Source organism: Streptosporangium sp. NPDC006007 (assembly GCF_040614315.1).
Taxonomy (GTDB): domain Bacteria; phylum Actinomycetota; class Actinomycetes; order Streptosporangiales; family Streptosporangiaceae; genus Streptosporangium.
In genome coordinates, this window is sequence record NZ_JBEXUG010000006.1 from 134,338 (window position 1) to 157,610 (window position 23,273).

The 23,273-nt window shown below is 68.9% G+C and carries 16 protein-coding genes and 1 pseudogene; 4 read left to right on the forward strand and 13 right to left on the reverse strand.

The features are described from left to right. The 3 genes from ABZ194_RS07300 to ABZ194_RS07310 all read right to left on the reverse strand — a co-directional run bounded on the left by ABZ194_RS07300 (position 1) and on the right by ABZ194_RS07310 (position 3,347). Complete coding sequence (locus tag ABZ194_RS07300) at positions 1 to 879, reverse strand: arginine deiminase-related protein (protein ID WP_355593343.1); 879 nt, start codon at positions 877 to 879, stop codon at positions 1 to 3. A 139-nt stretch (positions 880 to 1,018) separates the two neighbouring features. After that, positions 1,019 to 1,738 (reverse strand): phosphatidylserine decarboxylase, encoded by a 720-nt coding sequence (locus ABZ194_RS07305; protein ID WP_355593346.1) that lies wholly within the window; start codon positions 1,736 to 1,738, stop codon positions 1,019 to 1,021. 409 nt (positions 1,739 to 2,147) lie between these two features. Beyond that, on the reverse strand, positions 2,148 to 3,347 hold the full coding sequence (locus ABZ194_RS07310; protein WP_355593348.1) for a lipase: 1,200 nt from the start codon (positions 3,345 to 3,347) through the stop codon (positions 2,148 to 2,150). Between the two features lie 336 nt (positions 3,348 to 3,683). Here ABZ194_RS07310 and ABZ194_RS07315 point away from each other — a divergent pair, with 336 nt between their 5' ends. After that, positions 3,684 to 4,430, forward strand: a complete 747-nt coding sequence (locus ABZ194_RS07315) for a polyprenol monophosphomannose synthase (protein WP_355593350.1) — start codon at positions 3,684 to 3,686, stop codon at positions 4,428 to 4,430. Here the strand turns inward: ABZ194_RS07315 and ABZ194_RS07320 are convergent. Next, a complete protein-coding gene (locus tag ABZ194_RS07320; protein ID WP_355593352.1) occupies positions 4,390 to 9,879 on the reverse strand; it encodes a carboxyl transferase domain-containing protein in 5,490 nt (1,829 codons plus the stop codon). The genes ABZ194_RS07315 and ABZ194_RS07320 overlap by 41 nt on opposite strands. 469 nt (positions 9,880 to 10,348) lie before the next feature. After that, positions 10,349 to 12,511 carry an ATP-dependent RecD-like DNA helicase gene (locus ABZ194_RS07325; RefSeq protein ID WP_355593354.1) on the reverse strand — a complete coding sequence of 721 codons (2,163 nt, stop codon included), beginning with the start codon at positions 12,509 to 12,511 and terminating at the stop codon, positions 10,349 to 10,351. A 335-nt stretch (positions 12,512 to 12,846) separates the two neighbouring features. On the opposite strand from ABZ194_RS07325, the gene ABZ194_RS07330 reads away from it, so the two are divergent. Next, positions 12,847 to 13,032, forward strand: a complete 186-nt coding sequence (locus tag ABZ194_RS07330; protein WP_355593356.1) for a hypothetical protein — start codon at positions 12,847 to 12,849, stop codon at positions 13,030 to 13,032. Positions 13,033 to 13,378: 346 nt separating this feature from the next. Here ABZ194_RS07330 and rraA read toward each other — a convergent pair whose 3' ends face one another. The 3 genes and pseudogenes from rraA to ABZ194_RS07345 form a co-directional block, all read right to left on the reverse strand. Further along, entirely contained in the window at positions 13,379 to 13,867 is a 489-nt protein-coding gene (gene rraA / locus ABZ194_RS07335; RefSeq protein ID WP_355593358.1) for a ribonuclease E activity regulator RraA, read from the reverse strand. A 135-nt stretch (positions 13,868 to 14,002) separates the two neighbouring features. Then, positions 14,003 to 14,842 (reverse strand): pentapeptide repeat-containing protein, encoded by an 840-nt coding sequence (locus ABZ194_RS07340; protein WP_355593360.1) that lies wholly within the window; start codon positions 14,840 to 14,842, stop codon positions 14,003 to 14,005. Positions 14,843 to 15,159: 317 nt separating this feature from the next. Continuing rightward, a pseudogene (locus ABZ194_RS07345) lies at positions 15,160 to 16,113 on the reverse strand (arginine deiminase family protein). Positions 16,114 to 16,216: 103 nt separating this feature from the next. On the opposite strand from ABZ194_RS07345, the gene ABZ194_RS07350 reads away from it, so the two are divergent. Continuing rightward, positions 16,217 to 16,873, forward strand: a complete 657-nt coding sequence (locus ABZ194_RS07350; protein WP_355593362.1) for a MarC family protein — start codon at positions 16,217 to 16,219, stop codon at positions 16,871 to 16,873. A 43-nt stretch (positions 16,874 to 16,916) separates the two neighbouring features. On the opposite strand, the gene ABZ194_RS07355 is transcribed toward ABZ194_RS07350, so the two are convergent. The 4 genes from ABZ194_RS07355 to ABZ194_RS07370 form a co-directional block, all read right to left on the reverse strand. Next, positions 16,917 to 18,374 (reverse strand): HAMP domain-containing sensor histidine kinase, encoded by a 1,458-nt coding sequence (locus ABZ194_RS07355; RefSeq protein ID WP_355593364.1) that lies wholly within the window; start codon positions 18,372 to 18,374, stop codon positions 16,917 to 16,919. 24 nt (positions 18,375 to 18,398) lie between these two features. Further along, positions 18,399 to 19,109, reverse strand: coding sequence for a response regulator transcription factor (locus ABZ194_RS07360; RefSeq protein WP_355593366.1), 711 nt, complete (start codon positions 19,107 to 19,109; stop codon positions 18,399 to 18,401). 223 nt (positions 19,110 to 19,332) lie between these two features. Further along, a complete protein-coding gene (locus ABZ194_RS07365; protein ID WP_355593368.1) occupies positions 19,333 to 21,018 on the reverse strand; it encodes a SulP family inorganic anion transporter in 1,686 nt (561 codons plus the stop codon). A 10-nt stretch (positions 21,019 to 21,028) separates the two neighbouring features. Then, entirely contained in the window at positions 21,029 to 21,652 is a 624-nt protein-coding gene (locus ABZ194_RS07370) for a carbonic anhydrase (protein WP_355593370.1), read from the reverse strand. Positions 21,653 to 22,056: 404 nt separating this feature from the next. Here ABZ194_RS07370 and ABZ194_RS07375 point away from each other — a divergent pair, with 404 nt between their 5' ends. Beyond that, a complete protein-coding gene (locus ABZ194_RS07375) occupies positions 22,057 to 22,554 on the forward strand; it encodes a hypothetical protein (RefSeq protein ID WP_355593372.1) in 498 nt (165 codons plus the stop codon). Between the two features lie 448 nt (positions 22,555 to 23,002). On the opposite strand, the gene ABZ194_RS07380 is transcribed toward ABZ194_RS07375, so the two are convergent. Continuing rightward, complete coding sequence (locus ABZ194_RS07380; RefSeq protein ID WP_355593374.1) at positions 23,003 to 23,263, reverse strand: hypothetical protein; 261 nt, start codon at positions 23,261 to 23,263, stop codon at positions 23,003 to 23,005. Between the last annotated feature and the right edge of the window lie 10 nt (positions 23,264 to 23,273).

The following is a 23,273-nucleotide window of genomic DNA, read 5'->3' on the forward strand; positions in this document are numbered from 1 at the left end:
TCAGATCATCTGAAAGCAGTACGAAAACCGGTTGAGGTGCATGATCATGCAGGACAGGAGTGCGCCGGCCTTGTGATACTCGCTGAGGTTGAAGTAGCTCACCTCGAACGCCAGCAGGCTTGCGATGTCCTCCAGCAACCGGTTCTTGGCGATCTCCTCGGCGTACTCCGACGAACCCCGCCGCAGGTCGTGCAGGTGCGAGGCGTTGAGAATGATGTTGTTCAGGCGCACCGAGTTGCAGATCCCCGCGTAGCACACCGACACGGGTACGTCGATGATCTCGGTGTGCCGTTCGAGCTCCTTGATCTCGTCTCTGCGGTAGAGCTCGGTGCAGACGAGCGTCTGTTTCCGGGTGAGCGGGAAGATGGTGCAGTCCAGGTGATACATGTATGGATCACTCTGCTCAAGCATGACCACCTTCATGTCGAAGGCGCGTTCCATCCACTCGTATGTCCGCCGTTCGGACCGGAGGCCGTACCCGCCGACGTACACGTTGTCGTGGAGGTGCTTGAGCTCCGCCTCTCCCTCGAACCTCGACTGCGGCACCACGGCCCGGTAGCCCATGGACTCGAAGAACCGCACCCCGACCGGGGTCTCCCCCCGCCTGGGCTCGGACATGTAGTTGGAGACGACCACGGTGTTCTTGTCGGGAAGGTGTTCCAGCACGATTCCGAGGTTCGCCGTGAAGGGCAGGTCCTGCAGCCCGTGCACCCTGGGGGTCGGCAGCACGTAAACCAGCGCCTCGGCGGCCAGGTATCGATACAGCCCGAGAAACTGCACCATCGCCCGCTGGGCGTCCGGAACACGTTCGGAGTCCTTGATATCCGACATCCACGCGTTGTTGGCGTTGCCCGTGTCGTAGGAGAACGGGGCATTCATCAGAAAAACCGGCCGGTGTAAACGGGTAGGATTGTCCTGTTTACTGGCAGGGTCCGCACCTGGCTCGGGCACAGCGGCCTGGCCGGGGGTTGCGAGGGACGTCATTGACTGAGCTCTCCTCACTTGTCGCGCCTGCGGCTTATTTGTCACTGATCCGGACGAGGGTGTCCACAGCGGCCTGGACGTGGTGGCCCACAGGCTGGGTTGGCTCGAACTCGAACCGGTCGGACAGCGGGATGATCAGGTCGACCTGCGAACCGTAACGGATCTGCGAGAACCGCGCCCCCTGCCGAGCGGGCCAATTCTGCCGCAGCTCAAACGGGGTGATCTTGTCTACGTCGTAGTCGGCCACCTGGAGTATGTAGTACTCCTGCCCGAGCTCGGATACGTACACGTGGTTGACCATGCGCTGGTTGTGCCGCAGGTACTCCGCCGACCACAGGTCGATCCGCAGATCCCTCAGCAGGTTCTCCTCCATCTCCAGCATCGGGTGGTTGTGCGTGGCCAGCGGCTCCAGCCTCCGATAGGAGAGCCGGCCGGAGTACGGCACCCGGTTGACATGGACGTCGAAGAACGTCATGAAGATGCCGATCACCAGACTCGGCTTGTCGTAGGAGGGATCGCCCAGGGCGTCACAGAGCGAGTAACCCCTGCCCTTGATGTCGAACAGCCCATCCCGTGGGTGCGCCCGCTCCTGATACAGGATGACCCCGTCGGCGGGTGAGAAGAAGTACGCCGGATCGGCGTGGCACGGGCGTCCCGGGTCACGGAAGAAGTATGTCTCCGAAAGCCAGGACAGCGGCTTGTCGTAGACCGGCCGCACCTCCGACTCGATCCACTCCCCCAGTGAAACGGCCAACGGAGCGCACCTCACAGTCCTCTAGGAGGTCAAAATCGACCATGGCTGCGACGGGACGACCTGGACGACAGCCGGACTGGACGCCCCAGGATCACGCCTGCAACGATTCCATGTAAATCAAAGAAAACCAACCTGTTGCCACAGTATGCCAGAAAGTAAAGATCTCAGCGTTTTCCGGCCACACCTAAAACAGATTATACGATTACCCCTATTATGTAACCCACTGATTTTCGAACCATTCATCGAGAACTTCGGAAGGCGATCACACTGCCGCAGTCAATACCTCAAATAGGACAGGCAGTCATGCGAAAACCCCGGGAAATTAAGGTGGCCGGGCGCCGGCCGCGGAGCCGAGCTTGAGCTCACGGCCTCCGGGATGCCTCGGACTCGCCGCCGCCGGCCACGCCCTCTACGGAATGAGCCTCACTTCGGGGAAGCGCCTGCTGGGGCCGTCGAAAAGAGACGTGTTCCGGCCCTTCAGGTGCAGGTCGAAGAAGGCGTCGATGTAGGCGCGCTGCGCCGCGACGGCCCGGCCGGGGTCGATCGTCCCGATGAGCGGGGCCGCCGGCACCTTCAGCTGGGGGACCATCACCTCCGCGTCGGTGAAGGTGTAGTGCTGGGCGCCGGTGAACCGCAGCTCGCGCTTCCAGCCGCTCGACTCCTCCCAGAACGACTTCCAGGCCGGGTCGCTCGCCCTGGTGTGCGATTCCGCCGCCACCTGGAGGAACGGCTTGGCGACCCCGGTCTGCGCGACCGATCCGCGGAAACCGCCGTCGAGGTTGACGCCCGCGTCGACGCGCCGGTCCTCGTGCACGAGCTGAGCGGCCGTGGCTCCCCCCATGGAGTGACCCAGCGTCCCGATACGCGACAGGTCCAGACCATCGCGCAGCCCGGCGGGGAGCGTCCCGCGTTCGGCGTCGGGGTTCCGCCCGCGGCCGAGGCGGGCCAGCTGGTCGAGAACGAACGTCATGTCCGCGACCCGGACGTCCTGCGCCTTCCTCATGTCGTCCTGCGTGGGCTTCAGCGGGACCCTTCCTCGCTCGACCCGGCCGCCGGGGAACTCCACCTGCGCCGCCTCGTAGGTGTGGTCGACGCTGACAACGACATAGCCTCGGCTGGCCAGTTCCTCCACCACGGTGGCGCCGATCGTCCGCGGTGCGCCGAAACCGGCCGAGAACAGGACGACCGGGAGTTTCCCCGCCGCCCGGTTCGCCGGAGCACCCGCACGGGCGTGGGTCTTCGTCGCGGCCCAGTCCACCGTGCCGGGCTTGAGACCGAAGAGCGCGGGTGCCAGGGTCCGGTCGAAGTCGGCCGCGGCGAGCGGCGTCATCTGCGGCGCCGGGAGATGGTTCGCCGATCTCCCGGCCGGATACCAGAGGCTCACCATGAGCTCGCGGTACCGCTGGGACGTCACCCAGGGGTCCGGGCGCGACCGGTCCACCAGGTGCAGGGAGACCGTGCCGATCGGCTGCCTCCCGGTGGGCGGCGACAGTGTCATCGTGACGGCCGACGGGTTCGACCGGCCGGTCGCCTCCGCCGGTGCGGCGATCAGGGGCACAGCGGCGGCGACGGCCGCCAGCCCGGCGAGGCACGCCCGGGACCTGGACATCGATCATCTCCTTCTAAAGGGTTCACATCCTGGGAGAAGTCTTCCAACGGCCCCTGGCGTGTTGCTCCTTCCCCGGGAGGAACCGATCGTGATACCCGGGAATCTCCCCGGAGAGATCATCATGCTGGAGGATTACGACGCGCCGGGCGGCACCGGGCCGGGCGATACCGGCGGGGGACGTCCGATGCGGCCGGCAACGGCGCCGGTGTTCCACCGGCCGCTACCATGAGGTGTTCTTCGCCGCCTCCGGTGTTCGAGATCAACCGGACGGGAGTGCCGCGCAGTCCTGCGATACGAACATCCGACCATCGAGCCCGGAAGGCCCTGACCCCGAACATGGCCACCGTCACCGTCGTGATCCCGACGTTCAACGAGGTTGACAACCTTCCGCTGCTCGCGGAGGCTCTGCTCGCGCTGCCCCTTGACGACCTGCGGCTCCTGGTCGTCGACGACGACTCCCCGGACGGCACGGGGAAGGTGGCCGACGAGCTGGCCGCCGCGCATCCCGGCCGGGTCGGCGTGGTGCATCGGCCGGGCAGGGAAGGACTCGGGCGCGCCTACGTTGAGGGCATGGAGACCGCGCTCTCGGCCGGAGCGGAGTTCGTGGTGCAGATGGACGCCGACTTCTCACATCCCGTCGACGCCGTTCCGCGCCTGCTCGGCACGGCGCAGGCGACAGGGGCGGCGTGCGTGATCGGCAGCCGCTATGTGCCGGGCGGGACGCTGGCCGCCGAGTGGAGCCGGCGGCGGCGGGCCCTGTCGGCGTGGGCGAACTTCTACGTCCGCACCGTCCTGCGCGTCAGGTTGCGGGATGTGACCGCCGGATTCAAGATCTGGCGGGCCGAAAGCCTCACCGCGCTGGACCTCGGCGGGATCTCCTCGGGGGGCTACAGCTTCCAGGTGGAGATGCATTACCGGGCGACCCGGGCGGGGATGACGATCGTTGAGATTCCCATCCACTTCTCCGATCGCCGGGCGGGCAGCTCGAAGATGAACCTGCGGGTGCAGCTGGAGTCGGCGCTGATGCCGTGGCGGCTGAGATTCAGGCCTGCCGGGCGAGGCCCTTCTCGACCGCCTCGATGATCTGCGGCCGCAGCTCGGCGCAGCTGATGATCGCGTCCACCGAGCCGACGCCGACCGCCCGCTGGATGCTGTGCACGCGGTCGAACTCGGTGGCCACCTCGGTGAGCTTCTCGGCCCGCACGGACGATCGCAGCTCGGCCAGCTCGGCTGCCAGCGCGGCCCGCGCGGCAGCCGGCGCCTCCGCGACACGGGCGGCGAGCGCGAGCACGCGGGGGTCGTTGCCGGTCCGCTTGTCGACGTCGCGGGCGAAGACCACCGCGGCGGCCGGAGCACCGCCGAGCACCGAGGCGAACGAACCCTCGACCGCGAGCACGGTCATGTTCGGGTTGAGCGCCTTGGAGAACACCACGAACGCGCCGCCGTGGTACCGCGAGATCACGCAGAACACGATGGGGCCCTTGAAGTTCACCACCGCGCGGCCGATCTCCGCGCCGTACTCCAGCTGCAGCTTGCGCATCGACTCGGGCGACCCGTCGAACCCCGACAGGTTGGCCAGCACGACCAGCGGACGGTTCCCGCTGGCGGCGTTGATGGCCCGAGCGGCCTTCTTGGACGACCGCGGGAACAGGGTGCCCGCGGTGTAGGTGTCCGGGCCGTCGGTGGGAGGGAATCCGCGACGTGGCACGGAACGGGACTCGATGCCCAGCAGGCACACCGGCCGACCACCGAGGTGGACGTCCTGGACCGCGGCGGTGTCCGCGTCGGCCATGCCCGCCCACCGTTCCAGCACCGGGTGGTCCTGGTCGGACAGCGCGCGCATGACCGTGCGGATGTCGAACGGCTTCTTGCGGTCCGGGTTGGACTCGACGGAGAAGATCTGGCCCACTGTCGTGAAGTCGCTGTCCGGCACGGCGTGCGGGAACGTCGACACGTCACGGTCCACCGGGTCGCCGGTGACCGTCTTGCGCGGCCGGCTCTCCCCCGGCGCGATGTAACTGTGGTCGTAGTGCGACATCAGGACCTCCCGCGCACCGCGGATGTCCGGCGCCCAGTACTGGGCCTGGCCGTTCGGGCCCATGATCCGGTCGTATCCGCCGATGCCGTGGTTGTCCTCGGCCGACACACCGCCGGAGAAGTCGAGCGACTGCTTGCCCGTCAGCACCATCGCGGAGTCCGGCGTCATCACCAGGATGCCCTTGGTGTGCATGAGCATCGTGGCCTCGGCGTTCCAGTACGGCTGGGCGCCGACGTTGATACCCGCGACCACGATGTTGATCTCGCCGCCGTCCTGGGTGAAGTTCACGATCCGCCTCAGCGCGGCCGCCACCCAGTCCATGTTCTCGGTGCCGGACGACATCGAGATCCGGGCGCCCGCGGAGAGCGCGAACCACTCCAGCGGCACCCGCATCCGCTCGGCCAGATCGAGCGCGGCGATCACCCGCGCGCACTCGGGCTCGGACAGCGCGCCGAGCGCCTTCGTCGGATCGCCCAGCAGCACGACGCGGGTCATGCCCTCCGGGTGGCGCGGCGTGGGCGTGCTGACGACACCCGCGACGAGCGCGGCGGTGTTGCGCCCCTTGGGCCGGTTCACCGGCACCAGCTTCGAGTGCTCGTCCAGGTCGTACTCGGTGAACGAGCCGAGCGGCCCGGCGAGCATGCCGGTCAGCTCGTACGGGTGGTGCGTGCCGCGGCTGTGCGCGCGCAGCACCTCCTGGCGGTAGTCGTCCAGCGGCTCGATGGGCTCGGTCGGCGGCGGCACGACGGACAGCCGCACACCGGAGCCCACGTCGTAGCCGACCCGGACGGCGATGTCGACGAGCTCGCCGGTGGCGCTGTCGCGGCGCCTGCCGAGGAACAGCACCTCCTCCAGGCCCGCGCCCGCCGTCGTCGGCAACACGCGCCTCGCCACGGTGTTCAGGTCGTCCGGCGAGAGGTCCGTCGGCGGCCAGACGTAGATGACGATCCGGTTCGTGGCGGACGCCTTCGCGCCGGGCTTCTTGGCCCGGCGGATCGCGTCGAGACACGTGGCCAGGATGTTCTCGGCGGCGGGCAGGGCGACGAGCCTGCCCTCGTCGTCGCGCAACGGGGTCAGGTCGCGGACCTGCCCCAGGGCGACGAGGCGCTCATCGGACGGGTTCTGCCGTGCCGCGGCCCGGAAGAGGTAGACCTCCTCGTCGGGCGAGGGCAGCCGGGTGAGGTCGAAGTCGCGCAACCGCTCCAGCTGCATGCGCTCGGCGATGCGCGGGTGCAGACCGCGCAGCAGCCGCTCCTCCACGAAGCCGCCCGCGGACGGCCGGAAGGTGAAGTGGTGGTGCATCACGGCGCCGCTGTTGCCCGCGACGGTCGTGACGATGCGTCCGACCCGGTTCGACGGCTGCTGCGCGACTAGGACCTCGCGCAGGCGCGCGGCCATCTCCTCGGGGTCGCTCGGACCGTCCGGCCAGGTCAGGTAGACGTCCGCCACCAGCTCGCCGTCTGCGGCGAACTCGTCGACCGCCTTGACCGCCTCGGCCAGCGACCGGAAGTCGACCGCGGTGGTCACCACGCGGCCGTCGCCGGTCGCGGTGCGGTGGTCGGCGACGACGAACGTGCAGCCCGCCACCTTGCTCACCCGGATGTCGCCAAGCGCGCGGTTGCCGTAGTAGCGGCGGCTCAGCACCTCCAGCAGCGGCACGGGATCCGCGCCTTCGCGGCCGATCCGCCGGCCGACCAGCCGGACGAGCGGCTCGGCGCTGGCGACCATCGCGGAGATCCGCTCGGCGCGATCGGGCGCGTCCGGGTGCTGGTCGAGGTGGCGCAGGTGCTTGCGCACGGCCGTGTAGACCTTGGCGCGGGTACGGCGCAGCAGCGGCTGGGCGAACCAGGCGAACACGACGCCGCGCGCCAGGTCCGCGACGGCGGGGAACCGGACCTGGGTGGCGGCGACCAGGTGCTCCAGCGCCAGGCCGACGGTGACACGGTCCGCCTCGGCGGGCGGGGCCTCGTTCACCCACCGGCGCAGCAGGGTCGTCACCACGGCGACGTCGGCGGAGGCGCGCCGCTGGGCCAGGAAGATCCGGAAGACCGCGTCCTCCAGCTCCGGCGTGCGCTCCAGGCCTTCGACGCCGTAGCGGGACAGCACGTGCGTGAGCCGCTGCTGGAAGCTCTCCGACAGCCCGGACCGCTCCGAGTCGAGGTACTGCAGGTAGGTGTGGAAGTACTCGCGGGGGCTGTGCACCGAGGAGTCGGGCTTCGACTCCTCGCCGGCGGGCCGGTTGCGGCTCAGCTCGCTCAGGTCGGCGAACAGGCACAGCAGCTCGATCTCACCGGCCCGCTCGTGTCCGCCCTCCGCGACGAGCTCGGCGCGCGCGGCCAGGTAGTCGGCGAGCAGGCGCTTCTCGTCCTGCGGGTCGACGTCGAAGCCCAGCAGGAGGCTGCGCAGGTCCTGCAGGCCACGCGCGGCCCGCTCGGCCGCGGGTACGTCCACCGGCTCCGGCGGCAGGTCCAGCTCGACTTTCCTCGCCCCGGCCGCGGAGCCGGCCGCCTCGTCGCCGTCACCCAGCGGCTCCAGGCGGAGCAGGCGGGCGCCCGCCTCCACCTGGGTGCCGACCGACACCGCGAGCTCCCGCACGCGGCCGCGGAACGGCGCGCGCAGCACGGTCTCCATCTTCATGCTCTCGACCACGAGCAGCGGCGCACCGGCCTCGACCTCGTCGCCCGCCTGCAGCGGTGTGGCCACCACGAGCGCGGGCACGGGCGAGCGCACGATGCCGCCCTCGTCGCGGCTGATCCGGTGCGTGATGCCGTCGACCTCGACCAGGTGGATCGGGCCGTGAGTGCTCGTGACGACCTTGAAGCGGACGCCGTTCACGGTGATCTGGCCGCTGTGCTCGTCGAAGCGCTCGATGTCGACGTCGGCCGCGTGCTCGGGACCGCCCGCCGAGACGCCGATGCGGAACCGGTGGCCGCCGGTGCGGGCGACCTGGACGCGGTAGCCGACGTCGCGGAGCTTGAGCTCCAGCGCGTGGCCGCTCTCGTGCTGCGACTGCGGACGGCCGCCGTGGGCGGCGGACAGGAAGCGCTGCCGTGTCACGGCCTCCTCGTCCTCGTATGCCTCGACGGCGGCGGCGATCAGCGCGATCGCGGAGTGCCGGTGCGACACGAGGGCGCCCTGGGCGCGCACACGGTCGATCCAGCCGGTGTCGGCGGACCCGTCGATCACCGCGGGCTCGTCGAGCAGCATGCGGACGAAGCTCTTGTTCGTCACGCCGCCCTCGATGATGACGGTCGTCCGCGTCATCGCGCGGCGCAGGCGGGCCAACGCCTCCGCGCGGTCACGGCCGTGCGCGATGATCTTGGCGATCATCGAGTCGAAGTCGGCGGGGATCACGTCGCCCTCGCCGAACCCGGTGTCCACCCGGATGCCGGGGCCGCTGGGCAGCGCCAGCCGGGCGATCCGGCCGGGTGAGGGTGCGAAGTCACGGTCGGGGTCCTCGGCGTTGAGGCGCGCCTCAACGGCGTGCCCCCACTCCTCGGGCGCGTCACCCTCAAGCTTGCCGCCCGCCGCGACGTGCAACTGGGCCTTCACCAGGTCGACGCCGGTGGTGATCTCGGTGATCGGGTGCTCGACCTGCAGGCGCGTGTTGACCTCCAGGAACGCGAACAGCCGCTCACCGGGGTGGTAGAGGAACTCGACGGTGCCCGCGCCCTGGTAGTCGACCGCGAGCACGAGCCGCTCGGCCGACGCCTTCAGCTCGGCGACCTGCTTGGCGTTGAGGACCGGGGAGGCGGACTCCTCGATGATCTTCTGGTTGCGCCGCTGCACGGAGCAGTCGCGCACGCCCAGCGCCCAGGCGTTGCCCCGCCCGTCCGCGATGACCTGCACCTCGACGTGCCGGGCGCCCGTCACCAGACGCTCCAGGAACACGACGCCGCTGCCGAACGCGCGCGCGGCCTCCTGGCGCGTCAGCTCGTAGGCCCGGGTCAGCTCGTCGGCGTTGGAGACCATCCGGATACCCCGGCCACCGCCGCCCGCGGTCGCCTTCAGCATCAACGGGTAGCCGATCCGGCCCGCCGCCGCCTTCGCGTCCTCCAGGGTCTCCACCGGACCGCGGCTCCACGGCGCGACGGGCACCCCGACCTCTTCTGCGATCAGCTTCGAGCCGATCTTGTCGCCCAGCCTGCGCATCGCCTCGGCGCTCGGCCCGACGAACGTCACGCCGATCTCGGCGCACAGGTCGGCGAACGCCGGGTCCTCCGCCACGAAGCCCCAGCCGACCCAGGCCGCGTCCGCACCGGTCTCGACCAGGGCCTTCTTGAGGACCGCGTGGTCCAGATAGGGCCGGTTCGCGGCGGGCCCCAGGTCGTAGGCGATGTCCGCCTCGCGGACGAAGGTGGCCGTCCGGTCGGAGTCCGTGTACAGGGCGACGGTCTCGATCCGTGTCCCCGTCTCCGCGGCTAGGTCCCGGACAGCGTGGATGAGCCGCATGGCGGCTTCACCGCGGTTGACGATGGCGACACGACTGAACACTAAGCGGGCCTTTCGAAGACCGTGAACACGGCGGCCGTCCCCGCCCCAACCGGGGTACATACTCTCGGCTGCCCCCGGATACCGGAATGGCGGGGAGTAAGCGTGTTTCGCGGCTGGAGTTGTGGGGATCGTACAAAAGCGCCTGTCGGGGCGGGGTGACACGCGGCTGGTGTGGTCTTGGTCGCGCGGCGGCTCGTGGACTCGGGGGCCCGTCCGGACCGGCCGCGGGCGAGGGTGATCCATTTGTCAGGCAGCGACAAAGACGGCAGATGCGCCCACTCTGGTGCCGGACGTGCTCCGACGGTGCTCGGCGGGTCTTCGGGGGCCGCCCCCACAAGCCCGGAACCCCGTGCCGAGACGGCCTTGAGGGCCGCGGGCCGCGCTGACCAGGTCGTGTCCGGCTGGCCGCCGGCGCCTCCCTTGACGTGGGTGCGGTTCGGTCGCCCGGTTATCCCCTCGCGCGAGGGTGTCAGCCCTCCAGGCTCAGGGTGAGCCGGAGGGCCAGGCCGGTGTTCCTCCGATGGCCGAGCCGGCGTGCGGCCATTTCCAGCGCCTCGCGCCGGCCGACCAGGACCACCCACGACTTCGCCCTGGTGACCAGCGTGTACAGCAGTCTGCGGCTCAGCATCACCCCGCCGGCCTCGGCCACGATCGGCGCCACCACGAACGGGTACTCGCTGCCCTGAGAGCGGTGCACACTGATCGCGTAGGAGTGGATCAGCTCCTCCAGCTCACCGAAGGCGTACTCCACGATCTCCCCGTCGCCGGTACGGATCTCCACCAGGCGCTCCTGCGGGTTCACCGCCGTGACCGTGGCGGTCTCCCCGTTGAACACGCCCTTGTCGTAGTTGTTGCGGATCGGCATGACGCGGTCGCCCACCCTGAAGACCGACGGGCCCGACCAGTGCTCGGCCGTTCCCTCACACGCCGGGTTCAACCGCTCCTGCAGTCTGCGGCCGAGCTCCACCGTCCCTGTGACGCCCCCGCGCGTCGGGCACAGCACCTGGACCTGCTCCCCGCCGACGTTCTGCTTTCGGGGGATCGCCTCCGTCGCCAGGTGGATCACCCGCTCGGCCACCTGGGCTGGATCGTCCAGCTCCTCGAACCAGAAGCCACCCCCGCCGGGCAGCGCGGGCAGCTCACCCACCCGGATCCGGTGGGCGGCCCGCACGATTCCGCTGTCTTGCGCCTGCCGGAAGACGCGGGTCAGCCGGATGCGCGGGATCTCCTCCACGCGCAGCAGGTCGGCCAGCACTCCGCCGGGTCCGATGCTGGGCAGCTGATCGCTGTCGCCGACCAGCAGCAGGTGGCCGCCCGCCGGAATCGCGGCCGTCAGCCGGGTGGCCAGCTGCAGGTCCAGCATCGACGCCTCGTCCACCACGATCAGGTCCGCCCCGGCGGGGGACCGCTGAAACAGCGTGCCCTCCTGCGGCTCCGGCTGCTGGGCGAGCATCCGGTGCACGGTCGTCGCGGGCAGGCCGGTGAGCTCCGACAGCCGCTTGGCCGCTTTACCCGTCGGCGCGGTCAGGGTCACCGTGCCGCCCATCGCCCGCACGGTTGCCGCTATCGTCTTCACCGTGTGGCTCTTGCCGCAGCCGGGGCCGCCGGTCAGGACGGACACGGTGCTGGTCAGCGCCAGGTTCACCGCCGCCCGCTGGTCCTCGTCCAGCCCCTCGTCCTCGGCGAAGGCGCGCAGCGGCAGCGTGGAGCGGGCCCGGCAGAGTCTGGCCAGGTGCGCCGCCAGCGCGACCTCGCGGCTGTGCCGCTCCTTGGCGTACACCACCTGGCCGGGGCCGGCCGGGGACGCCTCGGCGACCACCCGGCGCTCGGTGACCAGCGCGTCGACCGCCCGGCGGATCAGGTCCTCCTCCTGCTCGATCAGGGTCGCCGCCGCGGCCAGGAGGGCGGGCAGCGGCAGGAAGCAGTGCCCGTCGCGGGCCGCCGCCGCCTCCAGCCTGTCCAGGACCGCCGCCTTGATCCGCTGCGGGCTGTGCTCCGGCACCCCCGATCGCAGCGCGATCCGGTCGGCGGTGCGGAAGGCGATCCCCCTGACCTGGCCGATCAGCCGGTACGGGTCGCGGGTGAGGACGTCGCGGGAGTCGTCGCCGTACACCTGGTAGATCTTGGCCGCGAGCAGCGGGCTGATCCCGAAGCCCTGCAGGACGACCATCAGCTCGGCGACCGCCTTCTGCTCCGCCCACGCCTGAACGATCTGCGCCTGCCTCGCCGCGCCGATGTTGACGACCTCCCTGAGGCGCTCCGGCTCGGTGTCGATGACCGTGAGGGTCCGCCGGCCGAAGTGGCTGACGATGGCGTGGGCGAGCCTCGGCCCGATCCCGCGGATCAGGCCCGAGCCGAGATACAGCGTGATGGCGCGCACGGTGGAGGGGGCCACCCGCTCGCACCGCCCGACCATCAGGCGGGTGCCGTGGCGCGGGTGCTCGTCCCACTCCCCCGCCAGCCGCACTCTCTCCCCGGGCTGCACCCCGGCCAGTGCCCGGCCCGAGGCGACGAACCCGGCCAGGCCCTCGGCACTCATCCGCGCGACCGTGTATTCGTCGTCGCGGACGTACACCAGCTGCTCGACGGAGGCTTCCACGTCCGTCGGCGGCGGCTTCGCGAGCACGGTCACCGTACGCCCCCCGGGATCATGTGCGGCACCTCACCACAGGACACTAACCGGCGGCCACGACATTCCCGCCGTGCGGCGCCGGCGGGCGGTCCGGCCCCTTGAGAGCGCAAGACAGGACAAAAAACACATATAGGACAAATGGTAACAATTGCCTGAAATGAATATGTCACCACAAAATACATATCCAGCATTTTATTACTTCACAATGAAGCGGACGGACCATCCCAAGCCGAAGTTCAATGTAACCCAGAGGCCATATGTATTTCTTTTGCCGCATGCAATATATGGATGGAGTCGCATTTAGCGAATGCCAATCAACGGAAAGGAGCGACCCGGTGAGCGAGATCCAGGACATCGGCAAGGAAGGCCTCGCTGCGGCCCCCAAGATCTGGAGGCACATCGTCCAGCCCAACCAGGCGGCCGCCACCGCGTTCGTCAACAGGGCTCCGGCCCAGGGAGCGGGAGAAGCCGTCTTCTCCAATCGCTCCGACGGCAGAATCGACGTCTACTTCTTCCTCTAAACCGCCGGGTCCGAGCAGAGGCGCGTCATAGCGCCACGCCAGGCCGTCTCGGAAAACGATCGACAGGACCCCGGTAACCCGCCTTACCCATAACAGGGCCACCCCATCCGGGGTGACCCTGTTCCATGAGCGGACGCGGACGGGAACCCGGTTCGCGAAAGATGGTCGTCACCGGTTCCGCCTCCACCTCCGGCTTCGAGACCGAGAAGTTCGCCGCGGCGCGGAAGCTCCATCCTGTCAGCGGCAGCACCGCCCAGACTCAGGCGGCCCACCAAGAGTCCCGCCAAGGATCCCACGATCCGGCCGATCGGTCCCAGCCAGACGCCCGCGGCACCGAGCCCGTCGATCAGTTTCCCGGGCCACCGGGTTTCCTGGTGATGAGGATGCCGTCGTCGTCACTGAACAGTTCGGCGCCCGGGTGGAAGGTGGCGCCGCCGAAGGTGACCGGGACGTCGCGTTCACCGACGCCGTCCTTGCGGCTTCTACGAGGGTTGGAGCCGAGGGCCTTGATGCCGAGGTCGAGGCCGCACAACGCTTCGACGTCGCGGACGGCACCGTTGATCACCACCCCCGACCATGCGTTGGCGAGGGCGATACCCGCGATGACGTCGCCCATCAGCGCGGTGTGCAGCGATCCGCCGCCGTCGACGACGAGGACGCGCCCCTTCCCGGGCTCGGACAGAGCGGCCCTGAGCAGCACGTTGTCCTGGTGGCAGCGCACGGTGGCGATCAGGCCGTGGAAGGCGCGCCGCCCGCCGTAGCGGCGTAGTTGCAGGTCGCAGGAGTCGAGCTCCTCGCCGCGCTCGTCGTACAGATCCGCGGTCACGATGTGCATACTCTGCCTTTCTCGTGGTTGCTCGCAGGTCTCGTTCAGTCCGGCGGCACCGGGGACGAAAATCCGTCCGGCGCGGTCGCCGGCCGGAGATTCGGATCCGCCCGCCCGGTTGAGAGGCGCCGGCGCGCCCGGAGGCTACCAGTGTGCCGGGCGGGTGAGTGACGGCGGCAACCTGGTCTCGGCATCGCCCCTCGCCGCGTCCAGCTGGGACTGGATGAGAAAGATGCTCCCGGTGAGGTCGGCGCCGCCGAGGTCGGCATCCCTGAGGTCGGCCCCGATGAGATCGGCCGTTCTCAGATCGGCACCCCTCAGATCGGCGCCGATGAGATACGCCCCTCTCAGGTTGGCGCCCCTGAGGTCGGCGCCGCCGAGCCTGGCCCCGATGAGATCGGCCCCCCTGTGGTCCTTCCTCCTGTGCCGGACCTCGGCTCGCACGAGCTCACTCACGCGCAGCAGCAGGGCGTTGACCTCTCGCCGGCATGCCGCCACATCGACGTGCCCCAGATCTCCGGGGGCGCCGCGAGTGAGGCGCTCGACCTCCTCCAGCGCGAGGCCGAGCTCGCCGTGAAGCGGGCGGGCCGGTCGCAGCGTCAACGCCTCGGTCAGATACCAGAGCAGCTCGTGGAGGTCCCGCATGATCGGGAACACCGCGAACATCTGTTTCGCGGTGCGCGGGGCCCGCCGCCAGTCCTGCCCGCCGAAGGTGACCTGGGAGACCTTCTGCCCCGCCCCGAAGCAGTCGTAGACGGTGCACCCCCGAAAGCCCAGCGGCCTGAGGCGAGCGTGAACACCGCAGCGGAAGTCCGACCCCAGATTGGGACAGGCCTGCCCGGCGTGCTTGTCGATCGCGAAGTCCACCGAGGCGGAGAAGGCCGGCGCGACACAGCACAGCGCGAAGCAGTTCTCACAGTCCGCCCGCAGGCCACGGCGATCTCCCCCGGTGGCGGGCCCCGCGTGTTCGGGTTTCTCGGGCAACGTGCGGGATCTCCTGTGCGAGGCAGCCTTGCTGCGCGGACGGCGCCTTCACAACGCCTTCACGACGCACCTTAGCCGACCTCGCGCGGCCGCCCGACGTCGCGGTGGACGGTCCGTGAGGTCACTCCGAACCGCGACGAGCCGCACGACCGGCTGGCGCGCACCCTCCGGCCCGACGCACCGCCCGGCGTCGGCTGGTTGTAGGCGTCCCGGTCTCATACGTGCAGCGGCTGGCCGAGTACTGGCGCAGCGGACACGACTGGCGAGGGCACGAGGCGGCGCTCACGGTGACCGAACCGGCCACGGTGGTCATCGCCTCAGATGCCGTCACGCGAGATGGGGCAGGTCATGCAGTGGGCGCCACCCCGGCCCTTGCCCAGCTCGAAACCCTCGATCTCGACCACCTCGACGCCGTGCTCGCGCAGCTTACGGTTGGTGAACTGGTTCTTGTGGTAACCGACCACGACCCCCGGCTCCAGGGCGAAGAAGTTGCTGCCGGAGTCCCACTGCTCGCGAGCCTGCTGGTTGTCGTCCCCGCCGGTGGAGATGATGTCGAGCCGGGCAATGCCCAGGGCGTCCTCGACCGCGCCGATGAAACTCCGCTCGACGTGGACGTCCAGCGTGCCCTCCTTGTCACCCGGGCGCAGCGAGTAGGTGGTGGCGGTGTCCAGAAAAGGCAGGTAGGTGGTCGCCTTGTCAACATCCAGGAAGGTGAACACGGTGTCCAGGTGCATGTAGGAGCGGCGCTTGGGCACGTTCACCGCGATGACGCGCTCGGCGGCACCGGCGGCGAACATCGCCAGCGCGATGTGCTCGATCGTGCGCGCGGTGCTGCGCTCGCTGAGGCCGATGACCACGGTCTTGTTACCGATGGGCATCATGTCGCCACCCTCCACGGCCGCCTTGCCGTAGTCCTCCTCGTTGAACTCGGCGTCGTCCCCGCCCCGGGGATACTAGTAGGCGAAGTCCTTCCCGGCGAACATCGGATGATGGTGGTAGATCGTGCTCTGGTGCATGGTCTCCAGCAGCCGGGCGTGCCAGAACATCGGATTCAGCGCGACTCCGCCGTACAGCCACGCCGCGGGATCGCGCTGGTAGAGGGAAGTTGGGCAGCGGCGGCAGGATGAACTCCTGCGCGTCGACCGAGGCCGCCACCAGGGAGTGGGCGTCGAAGGATGTGGTGCTGCCCACGTGTCCCAGGCGCCCCCTCCCCCGCGGCCGCCCCTCACCGGCGGACGCGCCGAAGCCGGCGGCGCCGTCCCCAGGAGCACACCGCCCGAACCGGCTTGATAGCCTCACCTTAAAGTAACTGATCACATACTTTAAGTAAGTATAGAGGGGCGGGAATCTCACCCCCTCTGCGGAGGAGGCCACGTGACACCGTCCATCGACGAGGCGGTCCTGCTGTTCCTGACGCTGTTCGCCCTGTACAGCCCGCTTGCCGCCTTGTCGTCCTACCTGCCGATCGTAGGCCGCCTTCCCCCGGGAGATCGGTGCCGCCTCGCCCTGGGGCTCTTCTGCTACGTCGCCGTCTTCGCCCTGACCGCCATCTGGATCGGCGAGCCGCTCCTGGAACTACTCGGCATCACCACCGCCGCGCTGATGGTCACCGGCGGCATCGCGCTGCTGTACGCCGCGATTCCCATGATGCGCGGCATCGAGGAACCCGCCCCGCGACCCGCCGGCACCCCGGACGGCGAGGGCGCCTCCTGGCGATCGGTGCTGCTCACACCCGTCACCTTTCCGCTGACCGTCGGCGGCACCACCTTCGGAATCCTCGTCGCCTTCCGCGCCTCCGCGGCGAACACCGGCGCCGTGATCGGCCTGTCCGTCGCCGGACTCGCCTACGCCGCCCTGACCGGCGTCACCCTCTACGCCGCCGGCCACCTGGAACGCCGTGTCTCCCCGCAGAACCGCATGCTCCTCGAACGGATCGCCGGCATCCTGCTGGTGGCCATCGCCGTGACGCTGCTGTTCAACGGCGGCACCCGGATGGTCATCGACGCGCTCAACAACATGAAACCCCTCTGAGACCCGCCCTGCGGCCGAACAGCCGGGCACCTCGCCCGAAAACCTACCCCGATCTGTGGCGCGACAGGGACCTCCCCCTCCACAACCGGCTCAGCGGCCACCACGGCCGGCTGTCATGCTCAACGGCCGGCTGCTCCGCCGACTGGAGAACCACGACGGCGTCCGTCCCGCCTCCGGGCGCGGCCGCCAGCGTCACCTCTCCCCCACAGGCGTGGGCCAGCTGACGGACCAGGGACAACCCCAGCCCCGTACCGTCATTGGGCGCCCCGGGAGCCCGCCAGAACCTGTCGAACGCCCGCTGCCGATGCATCTCACTCATCCCCGGCCCCTGATCGATGACGTGAAGCGCCACCGTCGTCGGGTTCTCACCCGACCGCCCGGCACGGGGAAGACGGCATTCGACCGTCAGGGTGCCCCCCGGAGGGGAGACCCGCAGCGCGTTGGAGAGCAGGTTGTCGATGATCTGCTCAACCGCACCCGGCACGGCCCACACCCTGCCCGCCCCCTCCTCCTCCACCAGCAGCCGGACCCCGCGGTTTTCGGCCAGCGGACCCCAGGTACGCGCTCTCTCCTGAATCACCGGAGCCAGGTGCGTCGGCTCACGCGCCGTCGTGTGCTCGGCGAGCTTGGCCATGGTCAACAGCCTTTCGACCATGCGCGCAAGCCGATCGGTCTCGGCGAGGGCGGCATGCAGGTTCCCATGAGCGTGGTAGGCGATGTCGGGTTCGAGGTTCTCCAGCCGCAGCCGGAGCGCGGTAAGCGGAGTCCGGAGCTCATGCGAGGCGTTCGCCGCGAAGGACCCCTGCGAGGCGAGCATCCGCTGCAGACGCAGCGCGGTCTCGTTGAACGTCTCCGCCAGCCTCCGCACCTCCCGGGGACCGGAGATGGCCGAGGCCAGCTTGAGCAGATGCCCGGTGGCGAGGAGATTCATCGCGTTCTCCAACCGGCGGATCGGCCTGGTGATCCACCGGCTGAGCGCGAGCACGACCACGACCACGGTGAACATCACCATGAGCGCCACGGCGGCCAGAAGCAGCCAGACCGCATCCGCGCCGGTCTCAAGCGCGGCCTTGGGAATGGTGATGCGCACCGCGCCGCCCGCGTCAATGGGGACCGCGATGTGGAGAACCTCGATACCTTCGATACGGGAGCGGCGCATCGCAGTGGATCGCCGAGCCTGGAGAGCGGTTTTGATCTCTTGTTGATGATGCAGGTCGTGCCAGTCCTCACCCAGCATCCAGCGAGAGCCGACCAGCAGCTGACCGGCCTGATCCACGATGGCCACGTTGCCGCGGATTTTCTGGCTCTCCACATAGGCGAGCCTGGGGAGCTGGTCCGGCCGTCCCGCCTTGAGGATCTGATTGGCGGAACCGGCGAGCAGATGAGCCTCGTGCTTGACGACACCGGTGCCCCGCTCCCGTCCCGCCTGCACATAGAGGTACCCCAGCGGAATCTCCAGGCAGGACAGCACCACGACCATGAGGGCGAGATGGCTCAGCACGAGGCGGAGAACCATAAGGCCGGCTCAAGGAGAAGAAAAGGGGACGGAGGCGTACACGCTCAGCCGATAACCCACACCACGCACCGTTTCGATCATCGTCGGGTCGCCGAGCTTACGCCGGAGAGTCGCCACGTGGAAGTCCAGGGTCTTCGTCGACCCGAAGAAGTCGCTCCCCCACACACTGCGGAGAATCTGACTCCGGGAGTACACGGCCCCCGGATCCTGACAGAGCAGAGCCAGCAGGTCGAACTCCTTCGGAGTGAGCGTGACAAGCTGGGAGTTCACCTGAACCTGACGGGCCCGCCGATCCAGCACCAGCTCGTTCACCGACTTCGCGGCCCCCAGGGAGAGCCCCTGAGGCGCGGGCGTGGAGTGGACCAGGGCCGAGCGGGTACGGCGGGCCACCGCCCGCATCCGCGCCACGAGCTCGCGCAGGCTGAACGGCTTCGTCAGATAGTCGTCCGCGCCCATCTCCAGTCCGACGATGCGGTCCACCTCCTCACCGCGGGCGGTCAGCATGATGATCGGGACCTCCGAGGACTGCCTGAGCTGCCGGCACACGTCGATGCCGTCCATGTCGGGCAGTCCGAGATCCAGGAGGACCATTTCACCGGGCGTGGCCCGTAGCGCGTCGGCGCCCGTCGTGACCCGTTCGACGGTGAACCCGTACCGGGTAAGCCCATCGATCAGAGGTTCGGTGATCATGTCGTTGTCCTCGATGAGTAGCACCTGCATCCGTGCTTCCATCCACTGGGAAACATATGTCAGGAATTCGTTCCTGGAGAGGATCGGCTATATTTCCAGGTGTACTGTGTTTACAGTATTTCGCACGTCTGCATTTCTTCTGATCATATTGATCGCACCGGGCCCCGGCGTCCGCCCGGAACTCCGTCCCGGGCGGGTTTCATTTCCGTACCCGCTCCTCCCGCCGCGGCGGCCTGGCCGAAGACGATCTGGGCTAGAACCGGGACCGGCCGGCGTGACTTTCGAGTCGGCTCTCGTCCCGGCCACCGGGAACCTGTGGATACTCCGCGAACCACACGTCAGGGTTTGTGTCGTCCATGGGGTCGGGCTCCGGAGGGTCGGGATCGGGGTCGGGATCGGGATCGGACACCTCGGCCGGTGGAAGCAGCAGCACCACCTGTTCGCTACCGCCCCGCCGTTGCTGTTCCGCCCAATCCTCGACCTGGCTGCGGAAGGCGAGATCCAGGTGCGAGACGCCCTGCATGTCGACGTGGATCAGCTTCCTGCCGGCGATCGAGTCCAGTGTCTCGTTCAGCTTCGGCAGCCGCAGGAACGTCGCGTTGCCCTCGATGACGACGTGGGCGGTGTCCCCTCCGGCGCCCCCCTTGTAAGAGGTGTGGATGTGCAGCCGGGACATGCGGAGCGCCGCCAGGATGATCGCCGCGGCCAGTCCGGCCAGCACACCCTCCAGCAGGTTCGTGGCGACGATCGCCAGAGTGCTGATGACCATGACGACGCCCTCGCCACGGTCGCGCTTCCACATCTGCGGGAACTGAGCCGGGCTGAACAGCTTCCAGCCGCTGTGCAGCAGGATACCGGCCAGTACCGACGTGGGAATCAGCGCCAGCAGCTTGGTGAACAGCAGGCAGAACGCCAGCAGCCAGACACCGTGCATCACACGGGACACCTTCGTCTTCGCGCCCGCCTGCACGTTGACCGAACTACGGGCGATCACCGCGGTCATCGGCAACGCCCCCAGGAAACCGCAGAGGGTGTTACCGACGCCCTGGGCGAACAGCTCCGCGTTGTACTGCGTCCGCTGACCGTCGTGCATGCGGTCCACCGCGGCGGCGCTGAACAGCGTCTCCGCCGAGGCGATGACCGCGAAGGTGACCGCCAGAGTGATCAGCTCGGGGTCGGCGAGCTCCAGCAGACTGGTCAACGGAGTGAAGTGCACGGCCCCCAGCAGGTCACCGATCACGACCCGCTTGACCTCGACACCCGGCAGCGCCGCGATCACAGACCCCAGCACGACCGCCACCAGCGGAGCGGGAAGCTTACTCACCGGCGCGGGCAGCTTCTTCCACAGAGCGCACAGGCAGACGGTGGAGACCCCCAGGAGAAGCGCGACGACCGCGTGCGGATTGGCCAGAGTCGAGGAGAGCAGATGCGGGAGTCCGGCGATGTTCTTCAGCGCCGAGCCGAGCTGCTTGGCGTCGACCAGCGCATAACTCTGGCTGAGCACCAGCGGAAGACCGATGCCGGCGAGCATGCCCTGGACCACGGCCAGGGAGATGGCCTGGAACAGGCGACCCATCCGCAAAATGCCCAGCACGATCTGGATGACCCCCGCGGCGAACACCACCGGGCCGAGTACCGCCACACCGTGAGCGCCGACGGCCTCCAGCACCAGAGTGGCCAGCCCCGCGGCCGGCCCGCTCACCTGCATGGTGCTCCCCGGCATGAGCCCGACGATGATCCCCCCGATGATGCCGGAGATGATGGCGAGCTCGACCGGTACGCCGGAGGCCGCGCCGATACCGATACACAGGGGAACGGCGACCAGGAAGACGACGAGCGAGGCGAGAAGGTCAGGGCCGATCGACGAGGAGATAGAGGTGTCCTGTTTGGGACGCGCACGCTTTGAGTGACGCGGGCCGTACGTCCGACCTGGTGCCATCAAGTACCCCTCACTCCTCGCCCGGAGTCGACCACACGTTCCGCGAGCGGAACTCGCCGTGCTCGTCGAGCTCCTTCAGCTCGCCGGTGTCGACCTGGTAGACCCAGCCGTGCAGCTTCAGCCGCCCGGCCTCCACCTCGCGCTTGACCATCGGGTAGGCGCTGAGGGTCCGCAGCTGCGCGGCCACGTGCGGCTGCACGAACTCCAGCAGCGCCCGGTCCCGCGGCGGCCCCGGCACCCCCTCCAGGCCCGGCCGCGCCAGGTCCAGCCAGCCGTTCACCCCCGGAAGCGCCGACAGGTCCTCGCCCCGCGCCACCGCCCCCACCGCCCCGCAGTGCGAGTGCCCGCAGACCACGATGTTGCGGACCTCCAGCACCCCCACCGCGTACTCGATCGTCGCCACCTCCCCAGAGGCCGACGACGCGTCGTGCGGCGGCACGATGTTGCCCGCGTTCCGCAACTCGAACAGGTCACCCGGCCGCGCCGAGGTGATCAGCGCCGGAATCACCCGCGAATCCGAGCAGGAGATGACCAGCGCCTGCGGCCACTGACCGTTGGCCAGCTGCCGATACTCCTGTCCCTGGTCGACGGCACGACGCCAGAACGTGCGCGCGTTCATCAGTAAGCTGTCCAAGAAAGCCTCCTTGGTCCGGGTTTCTCCGCACCGTAATGAGTGGCCGATGAGAAGCGGGCCAGAGGAAAGCTTGAACATGGTTAGCGTTCGGCGAGCGAACGTAAGGGGCGCCGGCAAACATAAAGGCCAGTGGCCGCGGACCCCCGTCACAGGCCGGCGACACCCTGGCCACGAAGGAACACGCTCCGCACACCTCGGCACATCGCCGGCGGGCACAACCGGGCTTCACACCAGCGTGGCACCCGTCTTTCCCCTAATCCGGTCGGCACAATCAGACGGACAGCCGGGTCGGCACGGTCAACCCGGACGACCTCCCAGACCGTTCCACAGCGCCGGCCCCGCCGTCTCACCCCCGGCAAGAGCGGATCACCGACACCTGGGCACCCGCCCACCAGGAGGAATACATGCGTCCTGTCATAGGGATGGGAGTGGCCGCCGCTCTCATGATGGGCCCGAACGTCTCAGCCGGGGCTTCCCGCGCATCCTCCTTCGCACCGTCCGTGAGCGCCCGGAAGACCGGCGGCGACCACATCCCCTCCGAGTGGAGAACCCGCACATCGCTCCGGGTACTGCCCCGTTCGCCACGCCAGCGGAACGTTATTCGGATATTCGCGCACTGCCCCAAGAAGGCGAATCACGCGATCATCGGCTCCACCGCCTTCACCCTCAAAGGATCGAGGAGGCTGTACCGGGAGGTTGGCCTGGGTCTTTCCGACAGGGGACTCGGAACCCGGAGCGCCTCCATCTCCTACTACGCGCTCCCGGGGTTCCACGAGGTCTGCATGAAGTGCGTGAAAGTCACGATCGATCAGGAAACCCGCCTCAGGAGAATCCAGGTCATCGGCCGGGATTCGGCACCGCTCCGGATCCGCCGGTTCAGAGCCGAGCAGTTCTTCGACTGACCACGGCCGGAGTGGTCAACGAACCCCCCGGACGTCCTCGATGGGCAGCCTCACCCCTCCACCGCGGCGAAGACGCGGGCCGGGGGTCCTCCTCACCTCTCGACGTCGCGGTAACCCGGCGGAAACCGTGCGTCCTCAACGGAGCGATCCACACCCCGGACAGGGCCCCACCGCACCCGGCAACCGTCCCCCAACCGTCCCCGGCGTCTCCACCCGCCGTCCGGCGCCCACGACTCCACCGGCGAGGACGACGGCCGCGACTCCCCGCTCGCGGTGCCTGTCACGATCCAGAACCGCCTTCAGCGACCCCGCCAAAACCCACGGGCGCGTCACATGGGCGAACTCCTCGCGACTTTCAGGACACAGACGGTAAGCGCGAATCCTCGCGATCACGACGCCCCCTCCACGCCGCCGGCGCGACCGGACCGGCCCCCGGGCCGGCGATCCACTACAGGTACTGACCCGCCTCGGCGCTGTCGGTCCTCGACACGCGCACCGACACCACATTGGCCAGATTGATCACCAGGCCGTCCATGTCGGTCTCACGGTTGTATCTCGCCCGGGTCAGCACCAGGCTGCGCCGTTCGTCCAGAGCACGAGCCGCCGCCTCCAACGCCTCGGTCTTCCCGGAGAAATCCCTGCTCACCACGGAGACGTCCTCACCGCCCACCAGGTGAAATCGTATGATCAGTACGGTGTCGTCAGGCACGGTCGGCTCC

Bases quoted from the DNA above. Each gene is read 5' to 3' on its own strand.
- ABZ194_RS07365 (WP_355593368.1), bottom strand. From the start codon at position 21,018: ATGGCACCAGGTCGGACGTACGGCCCGCGTCACTCAAAGCGTGCGCGT.
- ABZ194_RS07375 (WP_355593372.1), top strand. From the start codon at position 22,057: ATGCGTCCTGTCATAGGGATGGGAGTGGCCGCCGCTCTCATGATGGGC.
- ABZ194_RS07360 (WP_355593366.1), bottom strand. From the start codon at position 19,109: ATGCAGGTGCTACTCATCGAGGACAACGACATGATCACCGAACCTCTG.
- rraA (WP_355593358.1), bottom strand. From the start codon at position 13,867: ATGCACATCGTGACCGCGGATCTGTACGACGAGCGCGGCGAGGAGCTC.
- ABZ194_RS07310 (WP_355593348.1), bottom strand. From the start codon at position 3,347: ATGTCCAGGTCCCGGGCGTGCCTCGCCGGGCTGGCGGCCGTCGCCGCC.
- ABZ194_RS07315 (WP_355593350.1), top strand. From the start codon at position 3,684: ATGGCCACCGTCACCGTCGTGATCCCGACGTTCAACGAGGTTGACAAC.
- ABZ194_RS07300 (WP_355593343.1), bottom strand. From the start codon at position 879: ATGAATGCCCCGTTCTCCTACGACACGGGCAACGCCAACAACGCGTGG.